Source organism: uncultured Tenacibaculum sp. (assembly GCF_947502995.1).
Taxonomy (GTDB): domain Bacteria; phylum Bacteroidota; class Bacteroidia; order Flavobacteriales; family Flavobacteriaceae; genus Polaribacter.
The window spans coordinates 207,834-233,719 of sequence record NZ_CANNBW010000001.1; the positions used below are offsets into that span (position 1 = coordinate 207,834).

Consider the following 25,886-nt stretch of genomic DNA (forward strand, 5'->3'; position numbering starts at 1 on the left):
GATAATGAAACAATTAAATTTTGCTGTGATTTTTACAGCGGTGTTAACATTACTTTCGTTTAGTAAGGTTAATGCGCAAGATGAAAACAATCCTTGGGTTGTTGGTTTCGGTGTTAATGTTGTAGATGTTAGAATTCCTAGTGAATTTGGAGATTATTTACAAGATTACGTTGGGACTGGAGAATGGTCTGATAACTTATTACCATCTATCTCAAGAGTAAGCGTTGAAAAATATTTAGCTGATGGGTTTACTTTACAATTAGCTGGATCTATTAATAAAGTAAAGACATATTCATCTGTTAGAGATATTAACGAATTATACTGGGCAGCTGACTTAAACGTTAAGTGGGATTTCAATCACTTAATTGGAGATACAGGTTGGTGGGATCCTTACGTATATGTTGGGGGTGGTTACACTGACTTCGGTAGAGTTGAAAATGGAGTTTTTCAAGAAGGTGGAGAAGGTACTTTAAACGTAGGTGCTGGATTCAATGTTTGGTTTAACGAAAATATCGGTTTAAATTTCCAAACTGGTGCTAAGAAAGAATTCGCTGATAAAATTCAGGATCATTTCCAACACAGTTTAGGTGTTGTTTTCCGTTTCGGTGGAAAAGATACTGACGGTGATGGTGTTTACGATAAAGATGATGCTTGTCCAGAAGTTGCTGGTTTAAAAGAATTCAACGGATGTCCAGATGCTGACGGAGATGGTATCAAGGATTCTGATGATGCTTGTCCAAACGAAGCTGGTTTAGCTGAGTTAAATGGATGTCCAGATGCTGATGGTGATGGTATTGCTGATAAAGATGATGCTTGTCCTACTGAAGCTGGAACTAAAGCAATGAACGGTTGTCCTGATTCTGACGGTGATGGTATCGCTAACAAGAATGATAAATGTCCAAACGAGGCTGGTCCTGCTGAAAACGGAGGATGCCCTTGGGGAGATAAAGATAACGATGGTGTTAAAGATAACGTAGATAAGTGTCCAGATGTTCCTGGTGTTGCTTCAAGACAAGGATGTCCAGAGCCAAAGCCAGTTATCGAGGAAGTTAAGTTAAAAGAATTACAAAACTTCGCTAGAGCTATCTACTTTAACTCAGGAAGATCTACTTTCAGACCAGGTGTTACAGGAAAATTAGACTTAATCGCTGGTATTATGAAAGAATATCCTAGAGCTAACTTCAACATCGAAGGTCATACTGATAGCCAAGGAGCTGCTAAAGCTAACCAAAGATTATCTGAGAGAAGAGCTAAGGCTGTATTAGATTACTTAGCTTCTCACGGAATCGATGGTTCTAGATTATCATCTGTAGGTTTAGGAGAAGATTATCCAATCGCTTCTAATAAAACTAGAGCTGGTAGAGCACAAAACAGACGTGTAGAGATTAACTTAAAGAAATAATTTTCTTAGATAAGTTACAAATTATATAAAGCCTCGCATTAGCGAGGCTTTTTTTATTGTTTTTGTATAAATTAAAATTTATGTATAAAGTTTTTTATATTGTCATAAAAAAATTACCTTTGCGCACTGAAAAGTGGGATAATAAACACTTAATAAATACAATAACTTAATTACAGAAAGTAATGTCTACAATAAAAGGTAAAGTTTCTCAGATTATTGGTCCGGTTATCGATGTTGAGTTTAACACTGAAAATTCAGAGTTACCAAAAATTTATGATTCATTAGAAATTAAAAAAACTGACGGTACTACATTAGTTTTAGAAGTTCAACAACACATTGGTGAGGATACTGTTCGTACAATATCAATGGATGCTACAGATGGTCTTCAAAGAGGTCAGGAAGTAGTAGCTACAGGAAATCCTATTCAAATGCCAATCGGAGATGATATCTATGGACGTTTATTTAATGTAACTGGAGAAGCAATTGATGGTTTAGGTGAGTTGCCAAGAACAGGAAAAGATGGTTTACCGATTCACCGTCAGGCTCCTAAGTTTGAGGAATTATCTACTTCTACAGAAGTTTTATTTACAGGTATTAAAGTTATCGATTTAATTGAGCCTTATGCAAAAGGAGGTAAAATTGGATTATTTGGAGGTGCAGGAGTAGGTAAAACTGTATTAATTCAGGAGTTAATTAACAATATCGCAAAAGGACACGGAGGTTTATCTGTTTTTGCTGGTGTAGGAGAAAGAACTCGTGAAGGGAACGATTTATTAAGAGAGATGTTAGAATCTGGAATTATCAAATATGGTGATGATTTCATGCATTCTATGGAAGAAGGAGGATGGGATTTATCTAAAGTAGATAAAGCTACAATGAGAGATTCTAAAGCTACTTTCGTATTTGGACAAATGAATGAGCCGCCAGGTGCACGTGCACGTGTTGCATTATCTGGATTAACTATAGCTGAATATTTCCGTGATGGAGCAGGAGAAGATCAAGGAAAAGATGTATTATTCTTCGTTGATAACATCTTCCGTTTTACTCAAGCAGGATCTGAGGTATCAGCATTATTAGGACGTATGCCTTCTGCCGTAGGTTATCAGCCAACATTAGCTACCGAAATGGGTGCTATGCAAGAGCGTATTACTTCTACTAAGAAAGGATCTATTACTTCTGTACAGGCAGTTTATGTACCTGCAGATGATTTAACGGATCCAGCACCAGCAACAACGTTTGCTCACTTAGATGCAACTACAGTATTATCTCGTAAGATTGCTGAGTTAGGTATTTATCCAGCTGTAGATCCATTAGATTCTACTTCTAGAATCTTAACTCCAGAAATTTTAGGTGATGAGCACTACAATTGTGCACAAAGAGTAAAAGAGTTATTACAACGTTATAAAGAGTTACAAGATATTATCGCGATTTTAGGTATGGAAGAATTATCTGAAGAAGATAAATTAGTAGTACATAGAGCTCGTCGTGTTCAACGTTTCTTATCTCAACCATTCCACGTAGCTGAACAATTTACTGGTATTCCTGGAGTATTAGTAGATATTAAAGATACAATCAAAGGATTTAACATGATCATGGATGGTGAGTTAGATAAATATCCTGAAGCAGCATTTAACTTAAGAGGTTCAATTGATGATGCAATTGAAGCTGGTGAGAAAATGTTAGCAGAAGCTTAATATTAATTATTTAATAGTTAATTATGTTTTTAGAAATCGTTACTCCTGAAGCAGTTGTTTTTTCATCAGAAATCGATTCTGTTGTAGTTCCTGGTGTAAATGGAGAGTTCCAAATTTTAAACAATCACGCACCGATAGTGTCTGTTTTGAATGAAGGGGTAGTTAAAGTACATGTTCACAATCAAAGTCATTTAGTATTTGATGATTTACATGGTAGCATTGAAAAATTACCAGCAGATGATAAAGTACTAACTTTAGCGATCAATTCTGGAACAATTGAAATAAAAGATAATAAGGCAATTATTCTAGCTGACTAGAAATTTTGTTTTAGTGTTTATAAAATAAAAAGCCCGTAATTTAATTACGGGCTTTTTCTATTTTTAATCTATTTGAGTAACTCTTAAGGTGTTTACCATACCTCTTTCTTCAACGGGCATTGAAGTTAAATTAATTACAAAATCACCAGTTTTCACAAAGTTCTTCTCTTTAATAATTTCGTTTATATCTTTAACAGTATCATCTGTATTTAAATCTCTATCATAATAATAAGCTCTAACTCCCCATAAAAGATTTAATTTACCTAAAATTCTCTTTTCTGAAGAAAAAGCAATTACGTGAGATTTAGGCCTCCAAGCAGATATTTGAAATGCTGTATATCCACTATTTGTTAAAGTTGATATCGCAGAAGCTTTTATATCATCAGCCATCAATGCAGCATGGTGACATACAGACTTAGTAATAAAACGATTTGTTCTTACGTGTGGTGGCTCTACAGGAACTTTAATTAATGGAGAGAATTCAACACTTCCAATAATCTCTGTCATTTTCTGAATAACCTTTATAGGATGAGCTCCAACAGAAGTTTCACCAGATAACATTACTGCATCTGCACCGTCCATAATAGAGTTTGCCACATCATTTACTTCTGCTCTCGTAGGAACGCTATTTTCTATCATAGTTTCCATCATTTGAGTAGCAATAATAACAGGTATTCTTGCTTTTTTAGCTCTTCTAACTAAACTCTTTTGTATTAGAGGTACATCTTGCATAGGAACTTCTACACCTAAATCACCTCTAGCTACCATTAATCCATCACAATATGGAATTAAAGCATCTATATTTTCTACTGCTTCAGGCTTTTCAATTTTAGCAATTACAGGTACGCGGTATCTTGATTTTTGTTTAATCAAATCTCGAAGCATTCTCAAATCTTCAGGGTTTCTAACAAAAGATAAAGCAATCCAATCTACCTCTTGTTCTAAAGCGAAAACAACATCTTTTTTATCTTTTTCAGTAAGTGCAGGTAAAGAAATATCTGTATTAGGTAAGTTAACCCCTTTTTTAGATTTTAAAGGACCTCCATTGATTACTTTGGTAACAACCTCTTTTTCTTTGTCTGTAGAAACAACTTCAAAAAGTAACTTTCCATCATCAACAAGAATGTTTTCTCCAGGTTTAACATCTTTTGGGAAGCGTTTATATGTCATAAAAGCTTTTTCCTTTGTACCTGTACATTTTTCTGTGGTGAAAATAAAGGTGTCTCCGGCTTTAACTTCTACACCATCTTCCATAACACCAACTCTTAGTTTTGGGCCTTGTAAATCAGCTAAAATTGCGACATTGTATCCGTTTTCTTCATTTATTTCGCGTATTTGTTGTACACGTTCCTTTACAATATCATAATCTGCGTGAGAAAAGTTTATTCTAAATACATTCACACCAGCTTCCGCCATTTTAGCAAGAATTTCTTTTGTATTGGTTGCAGGTCCCAACGTGGCAACAATTTTCGTTTTTTTGTTGTGTGGCATAGGTTAAAAAATTAAAGACTCTTTAGATTTTAGTTTGTTTGTGTCTATGGAATAAGAAGTGACTATTTGTGGAATTTTATTTATTGATTCTATGGTTTTATTAATTGTCATAGAATTAAAATCTCCCTCCAGTTTTAAAAAATAATCTACTTTTTTCCTTTCAGGAAGCAAATATGTTACTGTTTGACTTTCTGAAAATAAACTTAAATTATTTCCTGCAACTTTATTTTTATGATAGTTTGATATAAGATACCAAGAGTTTTCTGTTGCATTATGAGTGAATTCATAAAGTGAAAAAAAGGCATCGATATTATCTTTTGTAACATCAATATCAAAGTCTGATCGTTTTAAATTAAGTTGCAAATGTAAATTCAAAAGATACGCTAAACGATAGTCTTCTACAGGACTATGAATACCAATTAAACTATAATCAGTAGATGAAAAATCATCTAATGTAAGTGAATGAATTTGCATAAAATAATTTATGCTAATTTACAGAATGTAATGTGAAAATAATATGAAATTAACGAAAACGATTTCTTGTATGCTTATTATGAATTAGTTATTTGATTCTGAAAAGCATAGTAAACTCGCTTGGCTGCCATCTCTTCAGCTTTCTTTTTTGAAGTAGCTCGTCCTTTCGCTATTTTTTGTCCGTCAATAATTACACGAACACTAAAATGTTTTTGATTTTGATTTCCTGAATCTTCATAACTTTCAAAGGCATATTTCCTTTTTGTCTTTTGACACCATTCAATAATAAAACCTTTGTAGCTTGTAATTTTGTTTTCCAGTTGTTGAAGATCTATATATGGGAAAATAACTTGGTCATATATAAACTGGTGGCAATAATTGTAACCTCTATCTAAATAAATAGCACCTATTAAAGCTTCAAAAATATTACCATGAATATTTTCTCCCACTTGATTTTGGTTAATATTACTTTTAACAAAACGAATTAAATCGAGTTCTTTACCTAATTTATTTAAGTTTTCCCTACTAACTACTTTAGAGCGCATTTGAGTTAAGTATCCCTCATTACCTCTAGGAGCTTCTTTATATAAAAAAGATGCTATTACAGAGCCTAATATAGCATCACCTAAAAACTCTAAACGTTCATAATTAATAGGTTTCCCTTTGTTGTCAGTCATTTTTAAAGATCTATGAATAAAGGCCTTTTTGTAATGATTAAGAACAATAGGTTTAAAGTTTAGTAAAGATTTAAGTTCATAAAAAAATTCTTCGTCCTCTTTAGTTTTAGGTCTAACTATTTTACGAAGAAAATTCATATGGATTACTAATTAATTATTGCTTATATTTTTTAAATGCGATACATGCGTTATGTCCACCAAAACCAAAAGTGTTACTTAAAGCTACGTTGATTTCTTTTTCTTGAGTTTTATTTAAAGTAAGATTTAAGTCTGGATTAATATTTTCATCAGGAGTACTATGATTTATAGTAGGAGGCACAATACCATGCTTCATAGCTAATAGTGAAGCAATAGCTTCAATAGCTCCAGCAGCACCAAGTAAGTGTCCTGTCATAGACTTTGTAGAGTTAATATTAATGTTTTTAGCATGATCTCCAAATACTTCAGAAATAGCTTTTAATTCAGCTACATCACCAAGAGGTGTAGAAGTTCCATGAGTGTTAATATGATCAACATCTTCTGGGTTAATACCTGCGTTTTCAAGACAGTTTTTCATTACAGCAATAACTCCTAACCCTTCAGGATGTGGAGCGGTCATATGGTGAGCATCTGAAGACATACCTCCTCCAATAACTTCTGCGTAAATTTTAGCACCACGAGCTTTTGCGTGTTCGTATTCTTCTAGGATTAATGCTCCAGCACCTTCTCCTAAAACAAAACCATCTCTTTCAGCATCAAAAGGTCTAGATGCCGACTCAGGACTTTCATTTCTTTTAGATAGAGCATGCATTGCATTAAAACCTCCCATTCCAGCTATTGTAACAGCAGCTTCACTACCACCAGTAACAATAACATCACAATGACCAAGGCGAATATAATTCAATGCATCTATCATAGCATTAGCAGATGACGCACAAGCAGATACTGTTGTATAGTTAGGTCCCATAAATCCATGTTTAATAGAAATGTTACCAGGTGCGATATCTGCGATCATCTTAGGTATAAAGAAAGGATTGAATTTTGGAGTTCCATCTCCAGCAGCGAAATTAATCACCTCATTCTGAAAAGTCTCTAGTCCTCCAATTCCTGCTCCCCAGATTACACCAACTTTGTATTTGTTTAATTGGTCTAAATTTAATTCAGCATCTTTAATTGCTTCGTCTGAAGCAATCATAGCATACTGAGTAAATCGATCCATTCTACGAGCTTCTTTTCTGTCAATATAATCTTTAACATCAAAGTTTTTTAACTCGCACGCGAAACGAGTTTTGAACTTGGCAGCATCAAAATATGTTATAGGTGCAGCACCGCTAACTCCGTTAACTAAGCCATTCCAGTATTGTTCAATATTGTTTCCTATAGGCGTTAATGCGCCAAGTCCAGTTACGACAACTCGTTTTAATTGCATATGTAATTAAATTTACTTCTTAGCTTCTTCTATATAGCTTATTGCTTGACCAACTGTAGCAATATTTTCAGCTTGATCGTCTGGGATTTGAATATCAAATTCCTTTTCAAACTCCATGATTAACTCAACAGTATCTAACGAATCAGCTCCTAAGTCGTTAGTAAAACTTGCTTCGTTAGTTACTTCGTTATCGTCTACTCCTAATTTATCAACGATAATTGCCTTTACTCTAGATGCAATGTCTGACATAATTTTTTAATTTTTAAATTTAAAATCGAGGCAAAAATACGAATCTTGTGATTTTATTCTAATTTTTGCTCAAAAATGTGGGGTCTAAAATAAAAAATCTTTTGTTTAGGACCACACTCTTATTAATAATTATTGTTTTTTTGCAGTAACAACATAGCTATTTTTAAGATTATGAAACGAATAGTAATTTTTGCTTCGGGGTCCGGAAGTAATGCCGAGAATATTATAGGGTTTTTTCAAACTAAAAGAACTGCTAAGGTTACTCATGTGCTTACTAACAACGAGCATGCCAAAGTTTTAGGTAGGTGTAAGAGGTTAAAAATCAATGCTTTGGTTTTTAGTAAGGAGGAGTTTTTTAAGAGTGATAAAGTGTTGGGTTTCCTAAAAAAAGAAGCAGACTTAATTATTTTGGCTGGCTTTTTATGGAAAGTTCCTAAGCATATTGTAGCAAATTTTCCAAATAAAATAGTGAATATTCATCCTGCATTATTGCCAAAATATGGTGGAAAAGGAATGTATGGAAGTCATGTTCACAAGGCAATAAAAAATAATAATGAAGCAGAAACAGGCATAACTATACATTATGTAAACGAGCATTATGATGAAGGAGCTATTATTTTTCAAGCAAAAACTGCTTTGAGCCCTGAAGATTCTGTTGAAGATATTGCTAAAAAAGTACATGAATTAGAATATGAACACTATCCTAAGGTAATAGAAGATATTATTTTATCTAAGAATGAGTAAAAAAAAGAAGTTCTATGTCGTCTGGAAAGGTAAAAAAACAGGCGTGTTTAATAAATGGGAGACTTGTAAAAAACAAATTTCTGGATTTGAAGGTGCTCAGTACAAAGCTTTTTTAGATAAAGATGAAGCTGAAAAAGCTTTCAAAAAGAGTTACAACGATTATAAAGGTAAGGATACCACTAAGAAGAAAATTTCAGAAGAAGAAAAGAGAAAATATGGAACTCCTGTGTTAGAGAGTTTATCTGTAGATGCAGCATGTGCTGGAAACCCTGGGATATTAGAGTATAGAGGAGTAGATACAAAAACCAAAAAACAGATTTTTATTCAAGGTCCTTTTAAACAAGGGACCAATAATATAGGAGAGTTTTTAGCTTTAGTTCATGGCTTGGCTTTATTAAAAAAGCAAAAGCTTCCTAATTATCCATTATATTCAGATTCCAAAATTGCAATTTCTTGGGTAAAAAAGAAACAATGTAGAACAAATGTAACTTTTACCGAAGCTAATAAAGATTTGCTAGATTTAATTAAAAGAGCCGAGGCATGGTTGAAAGAAAATCCAGTAACTAATCCGATTTTAAAATGGGAAACCAAAGTTTGGGGAGAAATTCCAGCAGATTTTGGAAGAAAGTAAATATTTATTTTACAAAATCTCTCAATAAATCTATAATAGGTTTTAGTTCGTTTGGAGGATTATCGTGATCAAAATCACTAGATATGTATGTCTCATTTGTTGTTCTTATCTGAAGAGAAGCATGTAAAGCAGCATCGGTAGCTCTTTTATCGGAAGGAGCTTTAAGTTCAGATATAGATTTTAATTCTAAATTTTTTATAAGATCAAGAAGTTGTTCTTTTTTATCTTTAGTGATAGAGTATGTTTTTGTTGTGTTGTAATCTTTGTAGGTTACAGTATTATCAATTAAATTGATATTTTCCATTGCGCCTCTCGTGTGAGCATTAAAAGTAACTTCTGAAATTGTTGAAGTTTGATTGTCTTTTTGAGAAATACAGCCCACAGTTGAAAGTAAAATTATAACAGAGATTAAAAACTTCATGATTTATTATTTAATAAAAAAGCGTCATAGTTAAGTATGACGCTTATAAATATATGCTTTTTTTGTCTATTTAGTCTGCCATAGTTGATCTAAATGCTCCAGGAGCAAAAACAGCATCCATTCTTGCTTTTTGACCATTTGTGAACATGTACATACAGCTATCATCTGAATAATCCATGAAATTCATAGTCATGTTAGTGCTACCACATTCGATTGTTGGATATGTAGGACATCCTCTACTTGGACCATCAGCATCAGGAGTGTCAGCGACAAAATCGCTAGCTCCACATCCTCCGTCACCCCAAATGTGACGTAAATTTAACCAGTGACCAACTTCATGAGTTGCAGTTCTGTCTGTTCTTCCTACAAATCTGCTTCCTAATACAACTCCATCTGTAGCCCAGTTTCCACCAGGAAATTGAGCATATCCTAATATTGTACCACCTCTATAAGGCATGTTGTTCACTATCCAAATATTTAAAAACTCTTGAGGATTTACAACGTCACTTCCACCGCTAGATGAAAATTTCATAGAGTCATCTGGTCTCCAACTTCTTTTTCTACTGCTTACACGTATTACATCTTCGATTACAAAATCAATTCCAACATTTGCTTCTGCGCCTGCAAATTCTGCTGGCATAGCTCCTCTATTGGGGTTTTGTAAATTGAAGTCTTCATTCATTGCTGCTATTTGATCTTCTAGAACAGATAAAGGTAAATTTTCACTTGCTTGTCTGTAAATAACGTGAAAAACAACCGGGATTTGAATTTTTCCATTTACTAATCTTTGTTGAAGATCTACTTGGTTTGCTAAAAAGTTTGATGTTTGTTGTTCTATGTTGGCCATTCTATTAGCTAAGTCTGGATCTTTTGCTAAATTTTCATTTAGCTTATCCATAGTAAAACATTGCTTTTCTGCTTTTAACAAAGAAGCTTCAGGGCTAACTTCTAATGGTTGTTCATTTTCATTGTTTTGACAACCAATAAATAATGCAGCAGCAGCTACAATAGATAAAACTATTTTCTTCATTTGAAAGGGTTTTTAAAGAAGATTAAGTATTTTGTATACTCAATCTTCTAATTTATAATTAAGTTGTTGTTTGAATTCTAGTTTAAAATTGAAGCTCTTGCTGCTCCTGGTTGAAAGACTGCTCTCATTCTAGCTTTTTGTCCTTCTGTAAATAAACTCATACATGCATCATCTGTATAATCCATATAGTTCATTGTCATGTCATTCGAACGACAGTGAGCAGTTGGGTAGGTTGGACATCCGTAGTTTGGACGATCTGAAGAAGGTGTGTCTGAAACAAAATCATCTTGACGACATCTACCATCTCCCCAAATGTGACGTAAGTTTAAGTAGTGACCAACTTCATGTGTCATAGTTCTACCTCCGTTGAAAGGAGCTTGAACAAATCCTGTAGTTCCAAAGTATTGAGGAGCACATACTACACCATCTGTAGCTAAATTACCTCCTGGGAATTGAGCATATCCTAAAATACCACCACCAATATTACACACCCAAATATTTAAATGTGTTTGTGGTGTAACTGGAGGATAAGCAGATTTTACAGCATCATTTGTTCCCCAAGATGTTCTAGAGTCAGCATATCTAAATGTACCAGCTAATGTAAAAGTGATTTCAGAATCTGCTGCAACACCAGCAAATTCTGCAGGAGTATTATTGGCATCTGAATTTTGCATTCTAAAATCGTCATTTAAAACTCTCATTTGTGATGAAATTTGAGCATCAGAAATGTTTTCATTTGAATTGCTGTAAACTACGTGTACATATACAGGTATATTAATTATGCCTAAGTTATCAGTAACAGGAGTTCCTCCGCCGTCACCGCCGCCATTATTTCCTCCTCCATTTCCGTTTCCATTTCCTCCCTTTTTACCAGCAATAAATTTTCTTGTGTTGTATTCAATGTCATACATTTTTTTGTATAAACCAGGGTTTTCCTTTAATTGGCGGTTTAATACCTTCATAGATTGACATTTTCCCCCAGTTCCATCAGTAGATCTAGCACTCAACTCTTCAGTTTGAACGTAAAAGTCGCTCATGTCAATAGCTTCTTGTTGAGAAAGGTCGTTGTTTTTAGTATCTTCATCCTGACAACCGATTAATAATCCAGCCACAATAGCAATACTTAATAAAACTCTTTTCATTTTTAATGGTTTTAAAGTGTTAATAAATAGTGTCCCTTTTTAACTAATTAAAATTTTATTGGGAGTTAAAATTTTATATATAATTAGTTAAAAATGTTAAAATTTTATGATTGCCAAATTAGTATTTTTTTTTGAAATACAATTTTGAAAGAAAAAAAGCTCTGTAAACCAGGTTCTTACTGGGTTTCAGAGCTTTTTTAGCTAGAAAAATAAGTTTTTTAAATTGTTTAAAAAACAACAAAAACGTCAATTTTTGTTATTTTTTTATATAAAAAAATAAAATTGATGGTTAGCTCAACATCATTTTGGCTTTTTTTACAGCTTCTATCATAATATCTATTTCTTCTTTAGTGTTATAAAAGCTTAAAGATGCTCTTACAGTTCCAGGAATTTTATAAAAGTCCATAATAGGTTGTGCACAATGATGTCCTGTTCTAACCGCTATGCCTAACTTATCTAAAATAGAACCTATATCATAAGGGTGTATTCCTTCTATATTAAAAGATATAACAGAAGTTTTAGTAGATGTACCATATATTTTTAAACCTTCTATATCAGAAAGTTTTTCTGTAGCATAGTTTAAAAGTTCATGTTCTGCTTTTTGGATATTTTTAAAACCAATAGCGTTCATGTAATCTACAGCTACGCCAAAAGCAATTCCTCCACAAATATTAGGAGTTCCTGCTTCAAATTTATGAGGTAAACCAGCGTAAGTTGTTTTTTCAAAAGTTACGGTTTCTATCATTTCTCCTCCACCTTGATAAGGAGGTAGTTTTTCTAGTAGTTCTTGTTTTCCGTATAAAATTCCAACTCCAGTAGGTCCGCACATTTTATGAGCAGAGGCAACATAAAAATCAACATTTAATGCTTGAACATCTGGTTTAATATGTGGACAAGCTTGTGCTCCGTCAATTAAAACATAAGCTCCAAATTTATGAGCTCTATGAATAATAGTTTCAATTGGGTTTATAGTGCCTAATGCATTAGATACATGATTGCAGAAAACCAACTTAGTTTTATTGCTTAACATTTCGTCGTAAAGATCCATTCGTAAAGAACCATCTTCATCCATTGGTATTACTCGTAAAATTGCACCAGCTTTTTCACACATCATTTGCCAAGGAACAATGTTTGAATGATGTTCTAATGCTGAAACAATTACTTCATCACCTTCTTGTAATAATGAAGAAAATCCTGAGGCTACTATGTTTACACTTTCAGTAGTTCCAGCTGTTAAAATGATTTCATAAGCGTGCTTAGCATTAAAATGTTTTTGAATTTTAATTCTAGCTTCTTCGTATTTATCTGTGGCTTCTTGACTTAAAGTATGAACGCCACGGTGAATATTTGCATTGTAATTAGAGTAATAATCAACAATAGCATCAATTACTACAGTTGGAGTTTGAGATGTAGCTCCGTTATCGAAATATATTAATGGTTTTCCATGCACTTTTCTTTCAAGAATAGGAAAATCTGCACGGATTTTTTTGATATCTAGCATGAAATTAATTTTATACAAAAATACGGCTATGTTATTAAAAGAACAATCAAACAGATAAATTCTTACATTTGTGAAAACGACCCAAATTATGAGAATTTTTAAAAGAGTATTGCTACTCTTAATAGCTATTCTGCTAGTAGCTGTCTTCTATAATTATCCGAAATTAAACATTATTGCTGGTTATTCTGCAAAAAACACAGCTTCTTCAGTTTTTTTAGCGAAGCGAACTTTGCAATTTACAGATAGCACAGATACAAATTTTTCACCAATTGATTTGGCTTCTAATAGTGTTAATGAAAATGAAAAAGAAGCTTATGCTTCTGCTTTCGGTTTGTTAACTAGAAAAGCGATTTATAGAGAAGGTTTAGGAAGTGTTTTGGTTGTTGATGGTGTCGATTTAGATGAGAAACCTTTGGTTCCTAAAAGAGCAATTCCAGATAATAATACTCCTTTTCCGTATGGGAATTTAGATCCAATAGATTCTGTTTTTACTGAAGTTAATTATGATAAATTAAACAAAGCAGTAGGAGATATGTTTAATGATGATTATAAAACTAGAGCTTTTTTAGTTGTATATAAGGATAAGATTATAGCTGAAAAATATGCAGATGGTTTTGATAAAAACTCATTATTACTAGGTTGGTCTATGACTAAAAGTCTTACGAGTACAGTAATGGGAATTTTGCAATGTGATGGTAAGTTAAATGTGTATGATAAAGCTCCTTTTTCGGAGTGGGCTAACGATGAAAGGAAGAATATTACCATTCATAATTTATTACAAATGAATAGTGGTTTAGAGTGGATAGAAGATTATAATTCAATTTCAGATGTAACAAAAATGCTGTTTTTAGCTGAAGATGTAACAGATTTACAGATTAATAAGCCTTTGGTAGGAAAGCCAAACGAAACTTGGAATTATTCTTCAGGAACTACAAATGTATTGTCTGCAATTATTAGAAAGCAATTCGATTCTCATCAAGGATATTTAGATTTTTGGTATGAAGAACTGATAGATAAGATTGGAATGAATTCGATGGTTGTTGAAACAGATATGAAGGGGAATTATGTAGGATCTTCTTATTCTTGGGCTACAGCAAGAGATTGGGCTAAATTCGGGTTGTTGTATTTAAAAAATGGACAATGGAATGGTGAATCTCTTTTTGATAAAGATTGGGTAGAATATGCAACAACACCAACACCTACTTCTGACGGTTGGTATGGAGCACAGATTTGGTTAAATGCAGGAGGAAGATATCCAGATGTACCTAAAAACATGTATTCTTTTAATGGTTATCAGGGACAGAATGTATTTGTTTTACCAGATCAAGAAATGGTAATTGTTCGTTTAGGATTAACCAAAAATGCAGATGTTAATCATTTTCTTAGTGAGATATTAAACTCTTTTAAATGATAAATAAGAAAGCCTTCAAAATACTTGAAGGCTTTCTTATTTATTATATGTGTTTTTTTATATTCTCACAGAAGTAGATTTTGTTGAGATGTAAAATTCATTACAGTTTTCTAAAAGGCTAACTAAAGCTCCAACTAAATCTTGAGTTTCTAGTAAAATACTAAAGTATAATGTAGTGTTTTTAGGACTCGTTTCATCTGTACGAATTCGATCTACTTGGTTTTCGATTGAGTTATACAAGTCTGAAGTTAAATCTTTTTGATCATCTAATATATAAGTAAGATTATCAAAAGTTTTTTGGTCAAACGTCTCACTTACTTTTGTTAATAAATCACTTAATTTATTGTCAATGTTCTTAAGGTCTTTTAATTGAGATTTCTTAAGGTTTTTGTGATTGTTGTTTACGTGATTAAATGTTATTTTAGAAATATAACTGATAGATTGAGTTACATCTTGTAAATAACTTAAAATTAATATATAAAACTTACTAGCTTTTACAGAAGTGTCATCTAAAGATTTAATGAAATAAAATACACCGTTTTTTAAATTCTCTATTTCCTCATTTAATTTTAAAACGTGTTTTTCTGTTTTTCTTAATTTATTTAAATCATGAGTAGCAAGATCGTTAACAACGTTTGAATATAATTTATTCACACGTTGAGCTACGTTTGCAATGTGTTCAGAACTTTCATCAATAATTTCGTTGATAGATAGTAATTCTGCACGCTCTACAAATTGTTGTTGCTTTTCTTCTTTGTTCTTTTTTGAGTATTGGATAGTTGTTCTTACTAACATTGCAATTACAACTAATAATAATACAGGTATCATAGCTTGATGCCAAGAAATTAAAGAAGCAACGATAGCTGCTGCTGTAAAGGCAATGATAGCTGTTAAAAACCATCCTCCAATAACATTTAAAACACCTGCAACTCTATAAACAGCACTTTCGCGTCCCCAAGCTCTATCAGCTAAAGATGTTCCCATAGCTACCATAAATGTTACATAAGTAGTAGAAAGAGGTAATTTCATAGATGTTGCTATAGAAATTAAAATACTGGCCATAATTAGGTTTACAGCTGCTCTTACTAAATCGAAAGCTGGTAATTCGTAAGTTTTATCTTTAGGTAATTTGATTACAGGTTTTTCAAATTTTGAATTGATATAATTTCTAGTTTTTTCTGGAATAAGAGTATTAAAACCTAAGTTTGTAAACATAGCGGCTCTAACTACTATTCTTGATAAGTTATTAGGTCTAAATTTTTCATGACCATCACCTTGTCTAGATAAGTTAATTCCAGTTTCAATAACAGCTCTAGCTTTTTTAGATGTCCATAAAGTAATTACCATAATAGCTCCAGCTACTAACAATAATGTTACGTTTGAAGGAACTTTTTCAGCTAAAATACCCATTGAAAATTCATTAGCAGCTTCTCCAGAAAGTTGCCAGGCATTGTAAGAATTTAAAGCAGCAATTGGCACTCCAATAAAGTTTACTAAATCATTTCCAGCAAAGGCCATTGCTAAAGAAAAAGTACCAATAGCTATAATAGCTGTTAAAATGTTTATTTTAAAAAATTTAATTAAAGCAAGTGAAATAGCAGACCATAAAGCGAAGCTTCCTGCTATAATAGCTGTTGAATTTCCTTCAATTAAATCTTTGATGTTTCCATAGAAATGAGTTCCTTTTAAACCTTTAATAATAATAAAGTAGGTAATTGCAGTGATTGCAAATCCTCCAAATAATACATTAATATAGACAGGTTTTTTTTCAAATTCGAAAGAATAAATAATTCTTGAGAAATATTGAACGATGGCTCCAACACTAAAAGCTACAACAACAGACAAGATGATTCCTAAAATTATTTTACTTGCAGTTTCGTAGTTGATATAATTCCATATTTCTGTTACAGATTGATCTGTTCCAGATATTTTAATTAAAGCTATTGCTACCGCTGCTCCTAATAATTCAAATACGATAGATACCGTAGTTGATGTGGGCATTCCTAAAGAATTAAAAATATCAAGCAGTAATATATCTGTGATCATAACTGCCATAAAAATGTACATGATTTCTTCGAACATGAACATATTCGGGTTAAAAATACCTTTCCTTGCAACCTCCATCATTCCACTAGAAGATACAGCACCAAAAAATACACCGACACTAGCGATGATCATTATGGTTTTAATAGGAATAGCTTTAGAACCTATAGCTGAGTTTAAAAAGTTAACGGCATCGTTACTTACTCCTACAACTAAATCTAAAATTGCTAGTGCTCCCAGTGCAACTAGCATTAAAATAAAAGGATCTCCCATCTCTTATATTAAGATAATTAAACTCGACAAAAGTAAACACCTACGATTTGCGGTATGTTACGTAATTGTTATGAAATGCTGCAAATCTACATAATTACTTAAGTTTTCAGGTCCTTCAAGAATAGTTTTAACAATTTGCATTGTACCATCTTCATTAGTAATTATATGCCACTTGATTAGCGTAATTTGATAGTTCTCTATTTCGATACCTGTAATGCATCTTGGGTGTACACAACTTCCGTCGTTAAAGTACGGTAATTCATTAGGTTGAGGAAATCTAGGTCGGTGTGTATGACCGGTAACAACTACTTGGTTATTGTTACGTCTAATCCATTTTTCTATGTGTCTTTCTACTTTAATTAGTTCTTTAAAGTTTTGAGCAGGACTTGTTGGGTCTTTAATTCCAATAATTTGTAGTGGTTTCCATAAATATTGAACTAAAAACCGACTCAATTTCCAAAAAGAGTAGTTAAACCAATCTGCTTGATGACCGTGAAGTAGAAAAATAGAATTGTGGTCTTTGTTTTCTAGTTTTATTGCTTCATAAAAAGGAGCGTTAGGCATCAATTCTTTGAATTCCTCTGTAGCAGATTCATAATAGTGACTTAGATTTTTTTTAATATGTTTTGGGTTTTTATAATCCATATCGTGATTTCCCCAAATAAAATGAATTCTATTCTTGTCATAGAATTTTTTTAATAGTAAAAAAGTGTCCTTGTTAGCGTTGAAGATAGAATCAAATTTATTTTCCCAAAGTTCATCTCCATCTCCAAGTTCTATGTATGTAAATCCGTTATTAAAATATTGAGAAATGGCATAGTTGTATACTTTTCTATTGTGAGAAAAATCGTCTGCAAAACTATTGTCACCTCGATGACAATCGGAGAAAAGTATGTATTTTGAATCCTGATTAAGCGGAAGTTTTTTTGCGTTTTTAAAAGCTCTCGATAATCGACTATTAGCAGACATGGTTTGTTTTTGATAAATTTCAATAAAAAAACCGAGTTTTCAAAACTCGGTTTTTAGTATATGTTTTAGTTTTTTACTCTTAATTATTGAGCAACAACTTTTACATTATCAATTTCAAAAGTTCCATCAGATCCAGCGTCTCCACTTCCGATGTATTTGAATGCGATATAAGCACTACCAGAGAAAGAAGATAAATCTACATCACCAGAGTTTACCCAGTTTCTGAAGAATTCTCCATCTGTAACAACAGCAGCAGGTAAAGTTGTCCAAGTAGCTGTAGTAATATTAGCTTCAGTACCATCCCAATCTGTAGAGATTAATACTTCTAATTCACTTCCGTCAGCAAAACTGTTTGAAGATTCGAAAGAGAAGAATTCGTTAGCAGTAGCATCTAAATCAATAGAAGGAGTAATTAACCAAGTGATAGAACTTGCATCTCCAGATCTGAATGATCCAATACTAGCAGCTCTACTTCCAGAATCACCATCGTTATAGCTTCTAAATAATCTTGTCCCTTCTTCGCTGTAGTTTGTCCACCCAGCAATTGCGATATCACCAGAACCAGGAGTTCCTTCGAAATCTTCTTCAAAAATTGGAGTAAAAGTGCTTAAATCTAATGGTTGACATAAAGATTCGTTGAATTGAATATCTTCTACATCGTTTACAACAACTACGAAGTTATCACCACCAAAGTCTTTGGTTAAGATAGCGCTGATTGCTCCACCTTCAGCAGATTGCATTGTTACTTGTGAGAAGTTAGCAAATGAACTAGTTTCTAAAATAAATTCTGAAAAACCAGAACCATTACAAGCAGATAAAGTTCTTTGAGTATCGAAATCTTCGTTTGGATCTACGATAGTTAATCCATCTAATTCAGCTGGGAAAAATGCATCTTCTATTCTTACAAATGTTCCGATTAAGTTAGCTCCAATTTCAGCTACTTTAATTGTTTTAGGTACAATAGTTTCTGTAGTTGTAGATCTAAATACGTGATTAGCTAATTGATTTTCAGAAATAACATCTATTTCGTCACTATCATCTGGGTTTACTTTTCCTCCAACAGAGATAATTCCGTCACCAGAGTTTGTTTCTCCTAAGTATAATCCATTTAAGTAAACATAAACTTCTCTACCTATGTTATATCTTGTGTAACTAGATCTTAAGTTTAAAACTACTCTAAGACCAGCAGTTGGGTTTTCTGCAGCATCTTGAATGTAAATTTCTTGGAAGAAGTTTCCTGTACGATCAGAAGAAACAACATAACCTTTTACAACGTCGTTAGCTGTAATGGCTAAAGGAGCATCACCTGAATTATATCTAGATTTAAGATCAGCAATTGATACTAAATTCCAGTTCGTGTCATTAGCAATATTACCTAAGATAATACTTAACTCTCTGTTTTCTTCATTACCTGAAGGAGTAGGTACGTCAAAGTTATCATCAACACAAGATGATAGTAATAATGTAACTAAGATTACACTTATTATTTTAATTGAATTAATTTTCATAATTGAAATGTATTTTTTTAATTTTTTTAGAATCTATAATAAACGTTAAAGAAGTAGTTTGCACCTCTACCATACCAATATCTTGGACCAAATAATCTCTTAGGATTACTAAAGTCTTCACTTAAAGAAGTGAAGTCTCCTCTTCTAGATTGCTCGAATCCTCCAGTTCTAAATTGTTGGTCGAAGATGTTGCTAATTCCTAAAGTAAATCCAATAAATTTATTATCTCTACTTATTTTCCAAGACTTTCCACCAATTACGTTGGCAACAAAGTAACCTCCAAATTCTTCTTGTTGTAATAATCTTTTAGCTTCTACAGGGTCGTAGTCGTTAAGTGGTACACCATCAACATCAGTAAAGAATCTATCTGTTCTTAAGATTGGACTAACACCAATATAAGTATCATCAAAATAATTACCTGTCATACTTACCCACCAGTAATCTGGGTCACGATACTCGATACCTAAAGAGTATGCTTTTTGTGGACCAGAGTTTAATCTGTAGTTTTTCAGTTGTGCTTCTCCTAAATTATTAATGTTTAATTCTTGAGTATTGATATCTCTAACTGCTAATTGAACATTGCTAGGGTTGTTGCTATAAACATATTCTCCAATGTTAGCAGCTCCTTTTAAGTTTAAAGTAGAAGTTAATTTGTATTCGAAACCTAATTCTACACCTAAATGACGTTTGTCAACACCTGTTACAATTTCTTGAGAGAATCCTTCGCTTTGTCCTCCTTGTAAGAAGAAGAAGTTAGACTCTACGCTATCTTCAATTGTAGTATAGTATCCTGTAATTCTAGAAGTAAATCTAGGAGATCTAACGATGTAACTAGCATCAAAAGATAAAGCCTTTTCACTAGTTAAGAAATCTGTAATAATGTTACTTTCTCTAGCTTGCGTAAAAGCATCTCTTACAGTTGGAGCTTTTTCTAAATATCCAGCATTAAAATCTAAAATATGTCTACCAGATACTTTATAAGTAAATCCTCCTTTTGCTCCAAAAGTAGTAAAGTCTACTTCTGGTGATTTTCCTAATGAGTTTCTAGAATCAGTTGGGTCTAATGCTCCACTCTGATAAAAACCTTCTCTTTGGTAAGAAGTTTTTGTGATGTCTCCCGCTACATAAAAGTCAAATTTATTGTATTTGAATTGCGCTTGTAAGAAACCATTCATCACTTCAGAGTTGATGTTGTAGTTGTATTTAAATCTGTCACCAACATTTACAATACGGTCTGGATTTAATAAATCGTTCTGTCTTTGGTTTGTACCAATACTGCTAAAACCATTAACATCTACATAACCAACAGAGTTACCTAAAAGATCTAATACATTAGCAAAATTTTCTGATTCTGATTTTGTGTATTGTACTCTACCGTTTAAAGTAATATTATCTGTAAGATCTGCTGAAAGAATAGAATTAACGTTTAAAGTATTGTTGTCTACTCTATCTTCATAAAAAACATATGCAGCATCAATTCCTTGTTGAGAATTGTTAATGTTAGCATCGTAAATAGCATTCCAATTTAATTGACCGTCATTTAAAAAACGTTGCTCAGCTTCATAAGCTCCAGCTAAATCATTAATAGATAACCAATAACTTGGTAGGTTTCTAAATTGAATAGGGTTAGGATTTTGTCCTCCGTTAAAATCAATTCTGCTTCTACCAATTTTTCCGAACTGATAAGAAACGTTTGTATTTACATTTACTTTGTCGTTAATTTTCCAATAATGGCTTAACATTGTGAATGGCTCCTCAACATCTTTTATTCTAGAGTTTCTGATTTTTCCATCTTGATAACCCCAGTTAGAGTTGTAACGAATACCTTTTAAATCTACTACTTCTTGAGTGTTAGGAGAACCAACCCCTCTTTTATTAGAAGCGAAAATAGATGTTAAGTTTAAACTATGATTGTCGTTAAATATTTTTTCAACAGAAGCAAATAAAGAAGTGGCATCATAAGAAGTTCCATCTACGAAACCTTCATTACCAGCTCGTCTACTTCCAGAAACTGTAAATGCCCATCCATCTTTTAATAATCCAGATGAGTATGTTCCCATAACTCTATGTCTGTAACTTCTATTTGAAGAAGCATAAGAAATTCTTGCGCCTTTACGGTATTGAGAAGCTCTTGTGCTGATATGAGTAGAACCTAAAACACCACCAAAAGTGTAATTAGAAGGAGCTAAACCATTTGTGAATTCTTGATTTCTTAAAACATCATTTAATCCACCCCAGTTTGCCCATTCAGGACGACCTGTTTCTAATTTGTTCATTTCTATTCCGTTGATTAATAGTTTAGCATTATCAGAATCTAAACCACGAATTCTAAAGAAAGAAGAACTAAATTCGAAAGCAGCAGCACGTAAGTATACATCTCTAGATGACTGAAGTAAACTAGAAATGTTGTCTGCAGCACTACTATCGTCGTTTAATTCATCATCAGCGATAATAATAGTACTTAAGTCTTGGTTTTCAGAAAACTCATCTTCATACATAAAGATGTCTCCTAAATCTACAACACTACCAGATAAAGTAACTGGATAGTTTTGAGTTTCATAACCTACTTTTTTTAAGGTAACAATAAATTTTCCGTCAGGTAAATTTTGTAAAGCGAAAGAACCGTCAATGTTAGTAACCTGACTGTCATTCCTTCCTTCAATGCTGACTGAAACGCCTTGTAATACCTTTTCTGAGTCGCTGTCCTTAACAACTCCTTTTACAGTACTTTGTGCTATTGCCCCATAAGATATTGTAAAGCAAAACAATACTGTTAAGATAATTTGTTTCATAAAAGTTTATATTTTTTAAAAAAAATGCCCGCAAACTTAGTTTTTTTCGAGGTTGTTAATGTTAAGTTAATATTAACAAATGAGAATATTATACACAATCAGCGAATTGGCTTGAAATTTGTTTTTACTTTTGTGCCGTTAAAAAATAATTTCATGAGAAAATTAATAGTACTATTAGTTTCTATAATGAGCGTGTTTTCTATAAGCGCTCAAAAGGAGTACAAAATTAGAACAGTAGCGTTTTATAATGTTGAAAATTTGTTTGACACTATTAATGATGTTACTAAGAATGACGAGTTTAGTCCAATGATGGAGCTAAAAGCAGGAAGGTCTAAAGTATATTGGGATAAGATTGATAAACTTGGAAAGGTAATTAACGAACTAGGTGCAGAAAAAGCTAAAACAAGTCCTGCTATCTTAGGAGTAGCAGAGATTGAGAACAAGCAAGTTTTAGAAGATTTAGTAAAAAATAAACATCTAAAAAAGAAGCGTTATGGTATTATCCATTTCGATTCTCCTGATAAAAGAGGAATTGATGTAGCTTTATTATATCAACAACGTTATTTTAAGCCAGTTCATTATGAAGCAGTAAATCCTAATATATATTCAAATAATAAAAAAGTATATACCAGAGATATACTTTGGGTTTCAGGATATCTAGATGATGAGTTAGTACATATATTGGTAAATCACTGGCCGTCGAGAAGAGGAGGAGAAGCTAAAAGTAGTCCATTAAGAGAGAAAGCTGCATATAAAGTAACTCAAATTATGGAAAGAATTAGAGAGAACGATAAAGATGCTAAAATCATTATTATGGGAGATTTTAATGATGATCCTATGAATAAATCTTTTAAAGAAGTAATTAAAACAAAATCAGATAAAGAAGATGTAGCTCGAGAAGATGTTTATAATCCTTATGAGAAAATGTTTGAGAAAGGTTTAAATACAACTGCTTACAGAGATAATTTAAGTCTTTTTGACCAGATCATGTTTACTTCTCCTTTATTAAATAAGAAAGGAAGAAAAGATTTTTCTAGCTATAAAATGTTTAAGTCAGGTATTTTTAACAAGCGTTTTTTAATGCAAAAACAAGGTAGATATAAAGGGTATCCTTTTAGAAGTTTTTCTAACGGACAGTATTCTGGAGGTTATAGTGATCACTACCCAGTCTACTTATATTTGATAAAAGAGAAATAAAAAGTACGGTTTTTCCACACCAAAAGTGTGGGTAGCCCGTACTCATGTTTCTTTTAGTATAATTACTTTTGTATTGAAAAAGTAAAAATTTAAAAAAATGCTAAAAGAAAAATTAAGTTACATCAAACTGTTTCTATGTTGCTTAGGAACAGTTTTGTTTTTTGCAAATTGCAATGAAGAAGAAATTGAGTTAGAGAAAAAACAAAATTTAAATTATGAAATTGAAGATATTAACTTTAATAGTTTTATCCGGAAACAAGAACTAAAAGAATTTTACAATAAAGTTATTAGTGAGGGAGAAACTTTAAAAAGAAGTGAAGAAAGAATTGGTATTAATACTACTTTAATTCGTAGAATTAAAACTGATAAGATAGAGTCGTACACCTTTGCTGTTGATAAAGATCATTTGCAAAGGAATGAATACGAAAACTTAGTGATCACTAAAGATTTACAAGAGGATAAAATAACAGCAGCTTTTCTAAAGTACAAAATGGCTACTGAATTAGAAGTAGATCAAAATGGGGAACCATATCCATTTCAAGGAGCTTTAGAAATTATACCTGTAGAAGAGCAAATTATAGAAGGTTTGTTGTCTAGAAGTACTACAGTTTGTTTTAGAGTTGGTGTTTTAATGTGTAATGATAATAGAGGAGATTATACTTCAGATCATCAAGTAACAGAAGCATGTACAAGGCCAGAGAATATTTATACAGCTCAATCTATTGAATGTGCAACTACATTTGGCCCACCAAGTTTTACTAATGAAACTGGAGGAGGAATAATTGCAGTTGATAGTGGTTCTTCTGGAGGTTCAGGAAGTCCTTCTAATAGTGGAGGTACTATAATAACATCGCCTTTACCATCAGATTTAAAAACTGAGTTTTTTGAACTAGTTGATAGATTAACTCCTGAACAGCATGAATTTTTATATGAATTAGAGAATTCATCTATTAGAAAAGAAATAGGCGTTTTTTACGAGAGAGATAATTTTTCTCTAAAAGCAGAAGAGTTTATAAAAGAGGCTATTAATGTTCTTATGGATAATGGTGATGTAAATTTTGATGATTGGTATATTAAAACAAAAGTGTCTGATGATAATTATTTTTATGATGGACCTAAAGAATCAATACCAGATACGTTAATTTTATCAGATGGAAGTTCGATTAATATAAATTTTGGAACAACAAGATCTGATAATAAAAATGCAGATCAAGAAGTTTCACCAGTTTTAGTAGAAGGGATGAAATTTGCTTTAGAAAAGGCTAATAATAATTTAAGTTCATCAGAAAAAATAACAAGTATATACATATCTGCTACAACAAATGGAGAGCATAGTGCAACAAGCAATCATCCTTTAGGTTTAGCAATAGATATAAGTAGAATTAATGGTAAAAGAATGGCTGTTACAGGAGTGACAAATCAGATAAAGGAATTACAAAAAGCATTCGATAGTTTTCAATATATACGAGAAAATTTTGGTCCACATTTTAAACATAAATATGATTTAAATACGAATAGATGGAATTTTAATTACCCTGTAGGTGGGCATAAAGATCATATTCATATTTCAGTAAGAAAATAATAAAAAACAAAAACATGAAAAGACTATTTTTTATAACTGTATTTAGTGCGATTTTAGGATGTAATGCGCAAAAGAAAGTTGATTTATCTACAACAGATGTTAATATGAACTACATATTTTCTAGTATGTATTCAACTCAACCATTACATAAAGAATTATTTAATAACAGTTTATTTTTATCAGTTTATAAATTCTCAGACTCTAAACTTTCTAAAGGAAAAATGATTTCTGAATCAGATGAATTTATGAGTAGTTATATGGTTTCTGTGACACCAGATGGGGATAGATATACTGGTAGTAAGTTGTACAAAATTGAAGGTGTTTTCAATCCAAAAATTATTAAAGTTGAAGAAGATAAATATCCTTTTTTTACAATAAAAGTAGAACACGGATTAAAAAGTGATAGAAAGACAGAGTCTTTTCAGTTTAAAGGAGAATGATTTCTTGAGATAATCAATCACTTGAATTTTCAAGTAATTGATTGTTTTTATATATCCGTTCAGCTTGGGTTGATACTAAATCAACCTAAGCTGTTTTTATTTAATTTCTACATATTTCTTCAATGTAGTCATTGAATTTTAATTGGAAAAGAGTTCCTTTTAATAAATCTTCTATTTGTCCCAAATCAATCATAGAAACAGCTAAACTTACTCTATTTGATGGAGTCCTTAACAAGAGTGATCGGCAATTATCTCCCATTTTACATTCACTACATTTACTTTGCATTTTTGCATCAACTGTAAAATCTAGAAAAGATTCAATTTCAGATAAAGTTAAATGAAAACCTACATCTCTAAAGACTACTTGTGTAAGTTCTGTTTTTGAGTTAATCCATTGAAATGAAATCCCAATATCATTTGTATAAATTGTTTTTACTTGCTCCATAGTTGTTGTTTTATGAAACAAATATATGTTATTTTTATTTAATCT

The 25,886-nt window shown here is 32.2% G+C and carries 23 protein-coding genes; 9 read left to right on the forward strand and 14 right to left on the reverse strand.

Annotated elements, in window-relative coordinates:
• The first annotated feature begins 4 nt into the window (after window positions 1–4).
• The 3 genes from Q1A46_RS00910 (at window position 5) to Q1A46_RS00920 (ending at window position 3,413) form a co-directional block, all read left to right on the forward strand.
• A complete protein-coding gene (locus Q1A46_RS00910; RefSeq protein ID WP_299673002.1) occupies window positions 5–1,402 on the forward strand; it encodes an OmpA family protein in 1,398 nt (465 codons plus the stop codon).
• A 182-nt stretch (window positions 1,403–1,584) separates the two neighbouring features.
• Complete coding sequence (gene atpD / locus Q1A46_RS00915) at window positions 1,585–3,096, forward strand: F0F1 ATP synthase subunit beta (RefSeq protein ID WP_299673005.1); 1,512 nt, start codon at window positions 1,585–1,587, stop codon at window positions 3,094–3,096.
• A gap of 23 nt (window positions 3,097–3,119) precedes the next feature.
• A complete protein-coding gene (locus Q1A46_RS00920) occupies window positions 3,120–3,413 on the forward strand; it encodes a F0F1 ATP synthase subunit epsilon (RefSeq protein ID WP_299673008.1) in 294 nt (97 codons plus the stop codon).
• A gap of 63 nt (window positions 3,414–3,476) precedes the next feature.
• On the opposite strand, the gene pyk is transcribed toward Q1A46_RS00920, so the two are convergent.
• From pyk to Q1A46_RS00945, 5 genes are all read right to left on the reverse strand, one after another.
• Window positions 3,477–4,904: a pyruvate kinase gene (gene pyk, locus Q1A46_RS00925; protein ID WP_299673011.1), complete on the reverse strand. Its 1,428-nt coding sequence runs from the start codon at window positions 4,902–4,904 to the stop codon at window positions 3,477–3,479.
• A gap of 3 nt (window positions 4,905–4,907) precedes the next feature.
• On the reverse strand, window positions 4,908–5,378 hold the full coding sequence (locus tag Q1A46_RS00930; RefSeq protein WP_299673014.1) for an IPExxxVDY family protein: 471 nt from the start codon (window positions 5,376–5,378) through the stop codon (window positions 4,908–4,910).
• A gap of 77 nt (window positions 5,379–5,455) precedes the next feature.
• On the reverse strand, window positions 5,456–6,193 hold the full coding sequence (rnc, locus tag Q1A46_RS00935; protein ID WP_299673017.1) for a ribonuclease III: 738 nt from the start codon (window positions 6,191–6,193) through the stop codon (window positions 5,456–5,458).
• Window positions 6,194–6,209: 16 nt separating this feature from the next.
• Complete coding sequence (gene fabF, locus Q1A46_RS00940) at window positions 6,210–7,463, reverse strand: beta-ketoacyl-ACP synthase II (RefSeq protein WP_299673020.1); 1,254 nt, start codon at window positions 7,461–7,463, stop codon at window positions 6,210–6,212.
• Window positions 7,464–7,475: 12 nt separating this feature from the next.
• A complete protein-coding gene (locus Q1A46_RS00945) occupies window positions 7,476–7,712 on the reverse strand; it encodes an acyl carrier protein (RefSeq protein WP_075340350.1) in 237 nt (78 codons plus the stop codon).
• Between the two features lie 171 nt (window positions 7,713–7,883).
• Between Q1A46_RS00945 and Q1A46_RS00950 the strand changes: the two genes are divergently transcribed.
• Window positions 7,884–8,456 (forward strand): phosphoribosylglycinamide formyltransferase, encoded by a 573-nt coding sequence (locus Q1A46_RS00950; protein ID WP_299673023.1) that lies wholly within the window; start codon window positions 7,884–7,886, stop codon window positions 8,454–8,456.
• Window positions 8,449–9,087 (forward strand): ribonuclease H family protein, encoded by a 639-nt coding sequence (locus Q1A46_RS00955; RefSeq protein ID WP_299673026.1) that lies wholly within the window; start codon window positions 8,449–8,451, stop codon window positions 9,085–9,087. The genes Q1A46_RS00950 and Q1A46_RS00955 overlap by 8 nt, the downstream gene beginning before the upstream one ends.
• Window positions 9,088–9,091: 4 nt before the next feature.
• Here the strand turns inward: Q1A46_RS00955 and Q1A46_RS00960 are convergent, their stop codons facing one another.
• The 4 genes from Q1A46_RS00960 to Q1A46_RS00975 form a co-directional block, all read right to left on the reverse strand.
• On the reverse strand, window positions 9,092–9,508 hold the full coding sequence (locus Q1A46_RS00960; protein ID WP_299673029.1) for a hypothetical protein: 417 nt from the start codon (window positions 9,506–9,508) through the stop codon (window positions 9,092–9,094).
• Window positions 9,509–9,578: 70 nt separating this feature from the next.
• Complete coding sequence (locus Q1A46_RS00965) at window positions 9,579–10,538, reverse strand: M43 family zinc metalloprotease (protein WP_299673032.1); 960 nt, start codon at window positions 10,536–10,538, stop codon at window positions 9,579–9,581.
• 77 nt (window positions 10,539–10,615) lie between these two features.
• Window positions 10,616–11,680: a zinc metalloprotease gene (locus Q1A46_RS00970; protein ID WP_299673035.1), complete on the reverse strand. Its 1,065-nt coding sequence runs from the start codon at window positions 11,678–11,680 to the stop codon at window positions 10,616–10,618.
• 289 nt (window positions 11,681–11,969) lie between these two features.
• Window positions 11,970–13,181: an aminotransferase class V-fold PLP-dependent enzyme gene (locus Q1A46_RS00975; protein WP_299673037.1), complete on the reverse strand. Its 1,212-nt coding sequence runs from the start codon at window positions 13,179–13,181 to the stop codon at window positions 11,970–11,972.
• Window positions 13,182–13,269: 88 nt separating this feature from the next.
• On the opposite strand from Q1A46_RS00975, the gene Q1A46_RS00980 reads away from it, so the two are divergent.
• Window positions 13,270–14,592: a serine hydrolase gene (locus Q1A46_RS00980; RefSeq protein WP_299673040.1), complete on the forward strand. Its 1,323-nt coding sequence runs from the start codon at window positions 13,270–13,272 to the stop codon at window positions 14,590–14,592.
• 57 nt (window positions 14,593–14,649) lie between these two features.
• Here the strand turns inward: Q1A46_RS00980 and Q1A46_RS00985 are convergent, their stop codons facing one another.
• The 4 genes from Q1A46_RS00985 to Q1A46_RS01000 all read right to left on the reverse strand — a co-directional run bounded on the left by Q1A46_RS00985 (window position 14,650) and on the right by Q1A46_RS01000 (window position 22,177).
• Window positions 14,650–16,908: an inorganic phosphate transporter gene (locus Q1A46_RS00985; RefSeq protein ID WP_299673044.1), complete on the reverse strand. Its 2,259-nt coding sequence runs from the start codon at window positions 16,906–16,908 to the stop codon at window positions 14,650–14,652.
• A 57-nt stretch (window positions 16,909–16,965) separates the two neighbouring features.
• Window positions 16,966–17,877 (reverse strand): metallophosphoesterase, encoded by a 912-nt coding sequence (locus tag Q1A46_RS00990; protein ID WP_299673047.1) that lies wholly within the window; start codon window positions 17,875–17,877, stop codon window positions 16,966–16,968.
• Window positions 17,878–17,960: 83 nt separating this feature from the next.
• The gene (locus tag Q1A46_RS00995) at window positions 17,961–19,385 is read right to left on the reverse strand and encodes a DUF5689 domain-containing protein (RefSeq protein ID WP_299673050.1); all 1,425 of its coding nucleotides are present in this window, start codon (window positions 19,383–19,385) and stop codon (window positions 17,961–17,963) included.
• A gap of 26 nt (window positions 19,386–19,411) precedes the next feature.
• The gene (locus Q1A46_RS01000) at window positions 19,412–22,177 is read right to left on the reverse strand and encodes a TonB-dependent receptor (protein ID WP_299673053.1); all 2,766 of its coding nucleotides are present in this window, start codon (window positions 22,175–22,177) and stop codon (window positions 19,412–19,414) included.
• 153 nt (window positions 22,178–22,330) lie between these two features.
• Here Q1A46_RS01000 and Q1A46_RS01005 point away from each other — a divergent pair, with 153 nt between their 5' ends.
• The 3 genes from Q1A46_RS01005 (at window position 22,331) to Q1A46_RS01015 (ending at window position 25,396) form a co-directional block, all read left to right on the forward strand.
• Window positions 22,331–23,374 (forward strand): endonuclease/exonuclease/phosphatase family protein, encoded by a 1,044-nt coding sequence (locus tag Q1A46_RS01005; RefSeq protein ID WP_299673056.1) that lies wholly within the window; start codon window positions 22,331–22,333, stop codon window positions 23,372–23,374.
• A gap of 97 nt (window positions 23,375–23,471) precedes the next feature.
• Window positions 23,472–24,956, forward strand: coding sequence for a hypothetical protein (locus Q1A46_RS01010; RefSeq protein ID WP_299673059.1), 1,485 nt, complete (start codon window positions 23,472–23,474; stop codon window positions 24,954–24,956).
• Window positions 24,957–24,970: 14 nt separating this feature from the next.
• Entirely contained in the window at window positions 24,971–25,396 is a 426-nt protein-coding gene (locus Q1A46_RS01015; protein ID WP_299673062.1) for a hypothetical protein, read from the forward strand.
• A gap of 100 nt (window positions 25,397–25,496) precedes the next feature.
• Here the strand turns inward: Q1A46_RS01015 and Q1A46_RS01020 are convergent, their stop codons facing one another.
• The gene (locus tag Q1A46_RS01020) at window positions 25,497–25,841 is read right to left on the reverse strand and encodes a hypothetical protein (RefSeq protein ID WP_299673064.1); all 345 of its coding nucleotides are present in this window, start codon (window positions 25,839–25,841) and stop codon (window positions 25,497–25,499) included.
• Window positions 25,842–25,886: the final 45 nt, after the last annotated feature.

Coding starts and splice junctions, on each gene's coding strand:
- Q1A46_RS01010 (WP_299673059.1), top strand. CDS start 23,472: ATGCTAAAAGAAAAATTAAGTTACATCAAACTGTTTCTATGTTGCTTA.
- Q1A46_RS01000 (WP_299673053.1), bottom strand. CDS start 22,177: ATGAAACAAATTATCTTAACAGTATTGTTTTGCTTTACAATATCTTAT.
- Q1A46_RS00955 (WP_299673026.1), top strand. CDS start 8,449: ATGAGTAAAAAAAAGAAGTTCTATGTCGTCTGGAAAGGTAAAAAAACA.
- Q1A46_RS00930 (WP_299673014.1), bottom strand. CDS start 5,378: ATGCAAATTCATTCACTTACATTAGATGATTTTTCATCTACTGATTAT.
- Q1A46_RS01020 (WP_299673064.1), bottom strand. CDS start 25,841: ATGGAGCAAGTAAAAACAATTTATACAAATGATATTGGGATTTCATTT.
- Q1A46_RS00950 (WP_299673023.1), top strand. CDS start 7,884: ATGAAACGAATAGTAATTTTTGCTTCGGGGTCCGGAAGTAATGCCGAG.
- Q1A46_RS00920 (WP_299673008.1), top strand. CDS start 3,120: ATGTTTTTAGAAATCGTTACTCCTGAAGCAGTTGTTTTTTCATCAGAA.
- Q1A46_RS00945 (WP_075340350.1), bottom strand. CDS start 7,712: ATGTCAGACATTGCATCTAGAGTAAAGGCAATTATCGTTGATAAATTA.
- atpD (WP_299673005.1), top strand. CDS start 1,585: ATGTCTACAATAAAAGGTAAAGTTTCTCAGATTATTGGTCCGGTTATC.
- fabF (WP_299673020.1), bottom strand. CDS start 7,463: ATGCAATTAAAACGAGTTGTCGTAACTGGACTTGGCGCATTAACGCCT.
- Q1A46_RS00985 (WP_299673044.1), bottom strand. CDS start 16,908: ATGGGAGATCCTTTTATTTTAATGCTAGTTGCACTGGGAGCACTAGCA.
- Q1A46_RS00965 (WP_299673032.1), bottom strand. CDS start 10,538: ATGAAGAAAATAGTTTTATCTATTGTAGCTGCTGCTGCATTATTTATT.
- Q1A46_RS00910 (WP_299673002.1), top strand. CDS start 5: ATGAAACAATTAAATTTTGCTGTGATTTTTACAGCGGTGTTAACATTA.
- Q1A46_RS00960 (WP_299673029.1), bottom strand. CDS start 9,508: ATGAAGTTTTTAATCTCTGTTATAATTTTACTTTCAACTGTGGGCTGT.
- Q1A46_RS00980 (WP_299673040.1), top strand. CDS start 13,270: ATGAGAATTTTTAAAAGAGTATTGCTACTCTTAATAGCTATTCTGCTA.
- pyk (WP_299673011.1), bottom strand. CDS start 4,904: ATGCCACACAACAAAAAAACGAAAATTGTTGCCACGTTGGGACCTGCA.
- Q1A46_RS01015 (WP_299673062.1), top strand. CDS start 24,971: ATGAAAAGACTATTTTTTATAACTGTATTTAGTGCGATTTTAGGATGT.
- Q1A46_RS00995 (WP_299673050.1), bottom strand. CDS start 19,385: ATGAAAATTAATTCAATTAAAATAATAAGTGTAATCTTAGTTACATTA.
- Q1A46_RS00990 (WP_299673047.1), bottom strand. CDS start 17,877: ATGTCTGCTAATAGTCGATTATCGAGAGCTTTTAAAAACGCAAAAAAA.
- rnc (WP_299673017.1), bottom strand. CDS start 6,193: ATGAATTTTCTTCGTAAAATAGTTAGACCTAAAACTAAAGAGGACGAA.
- Q1A46_RS01005 (WP_299673056.1), top strand. CDS start 22,331: ATGAGAAAATTAATAGTACTATTAGTTTCTATAATGAGCGTGTTTTCT.
- Q1A46_RS00970 (WP_299673035.1), bottom strand. CDS start 11,680: ATGAAAAGAGTTTTATTAAGTATTGCTATTGTGGCTGGATTATTAATC.
- Q1A46_RS00975 (WP_299673037.1), bottom strand. CDS start 13,181: ATGCTAGATATCAAAAAAATCCGTGCAGATTTTCCTATTCTTGAAAGA.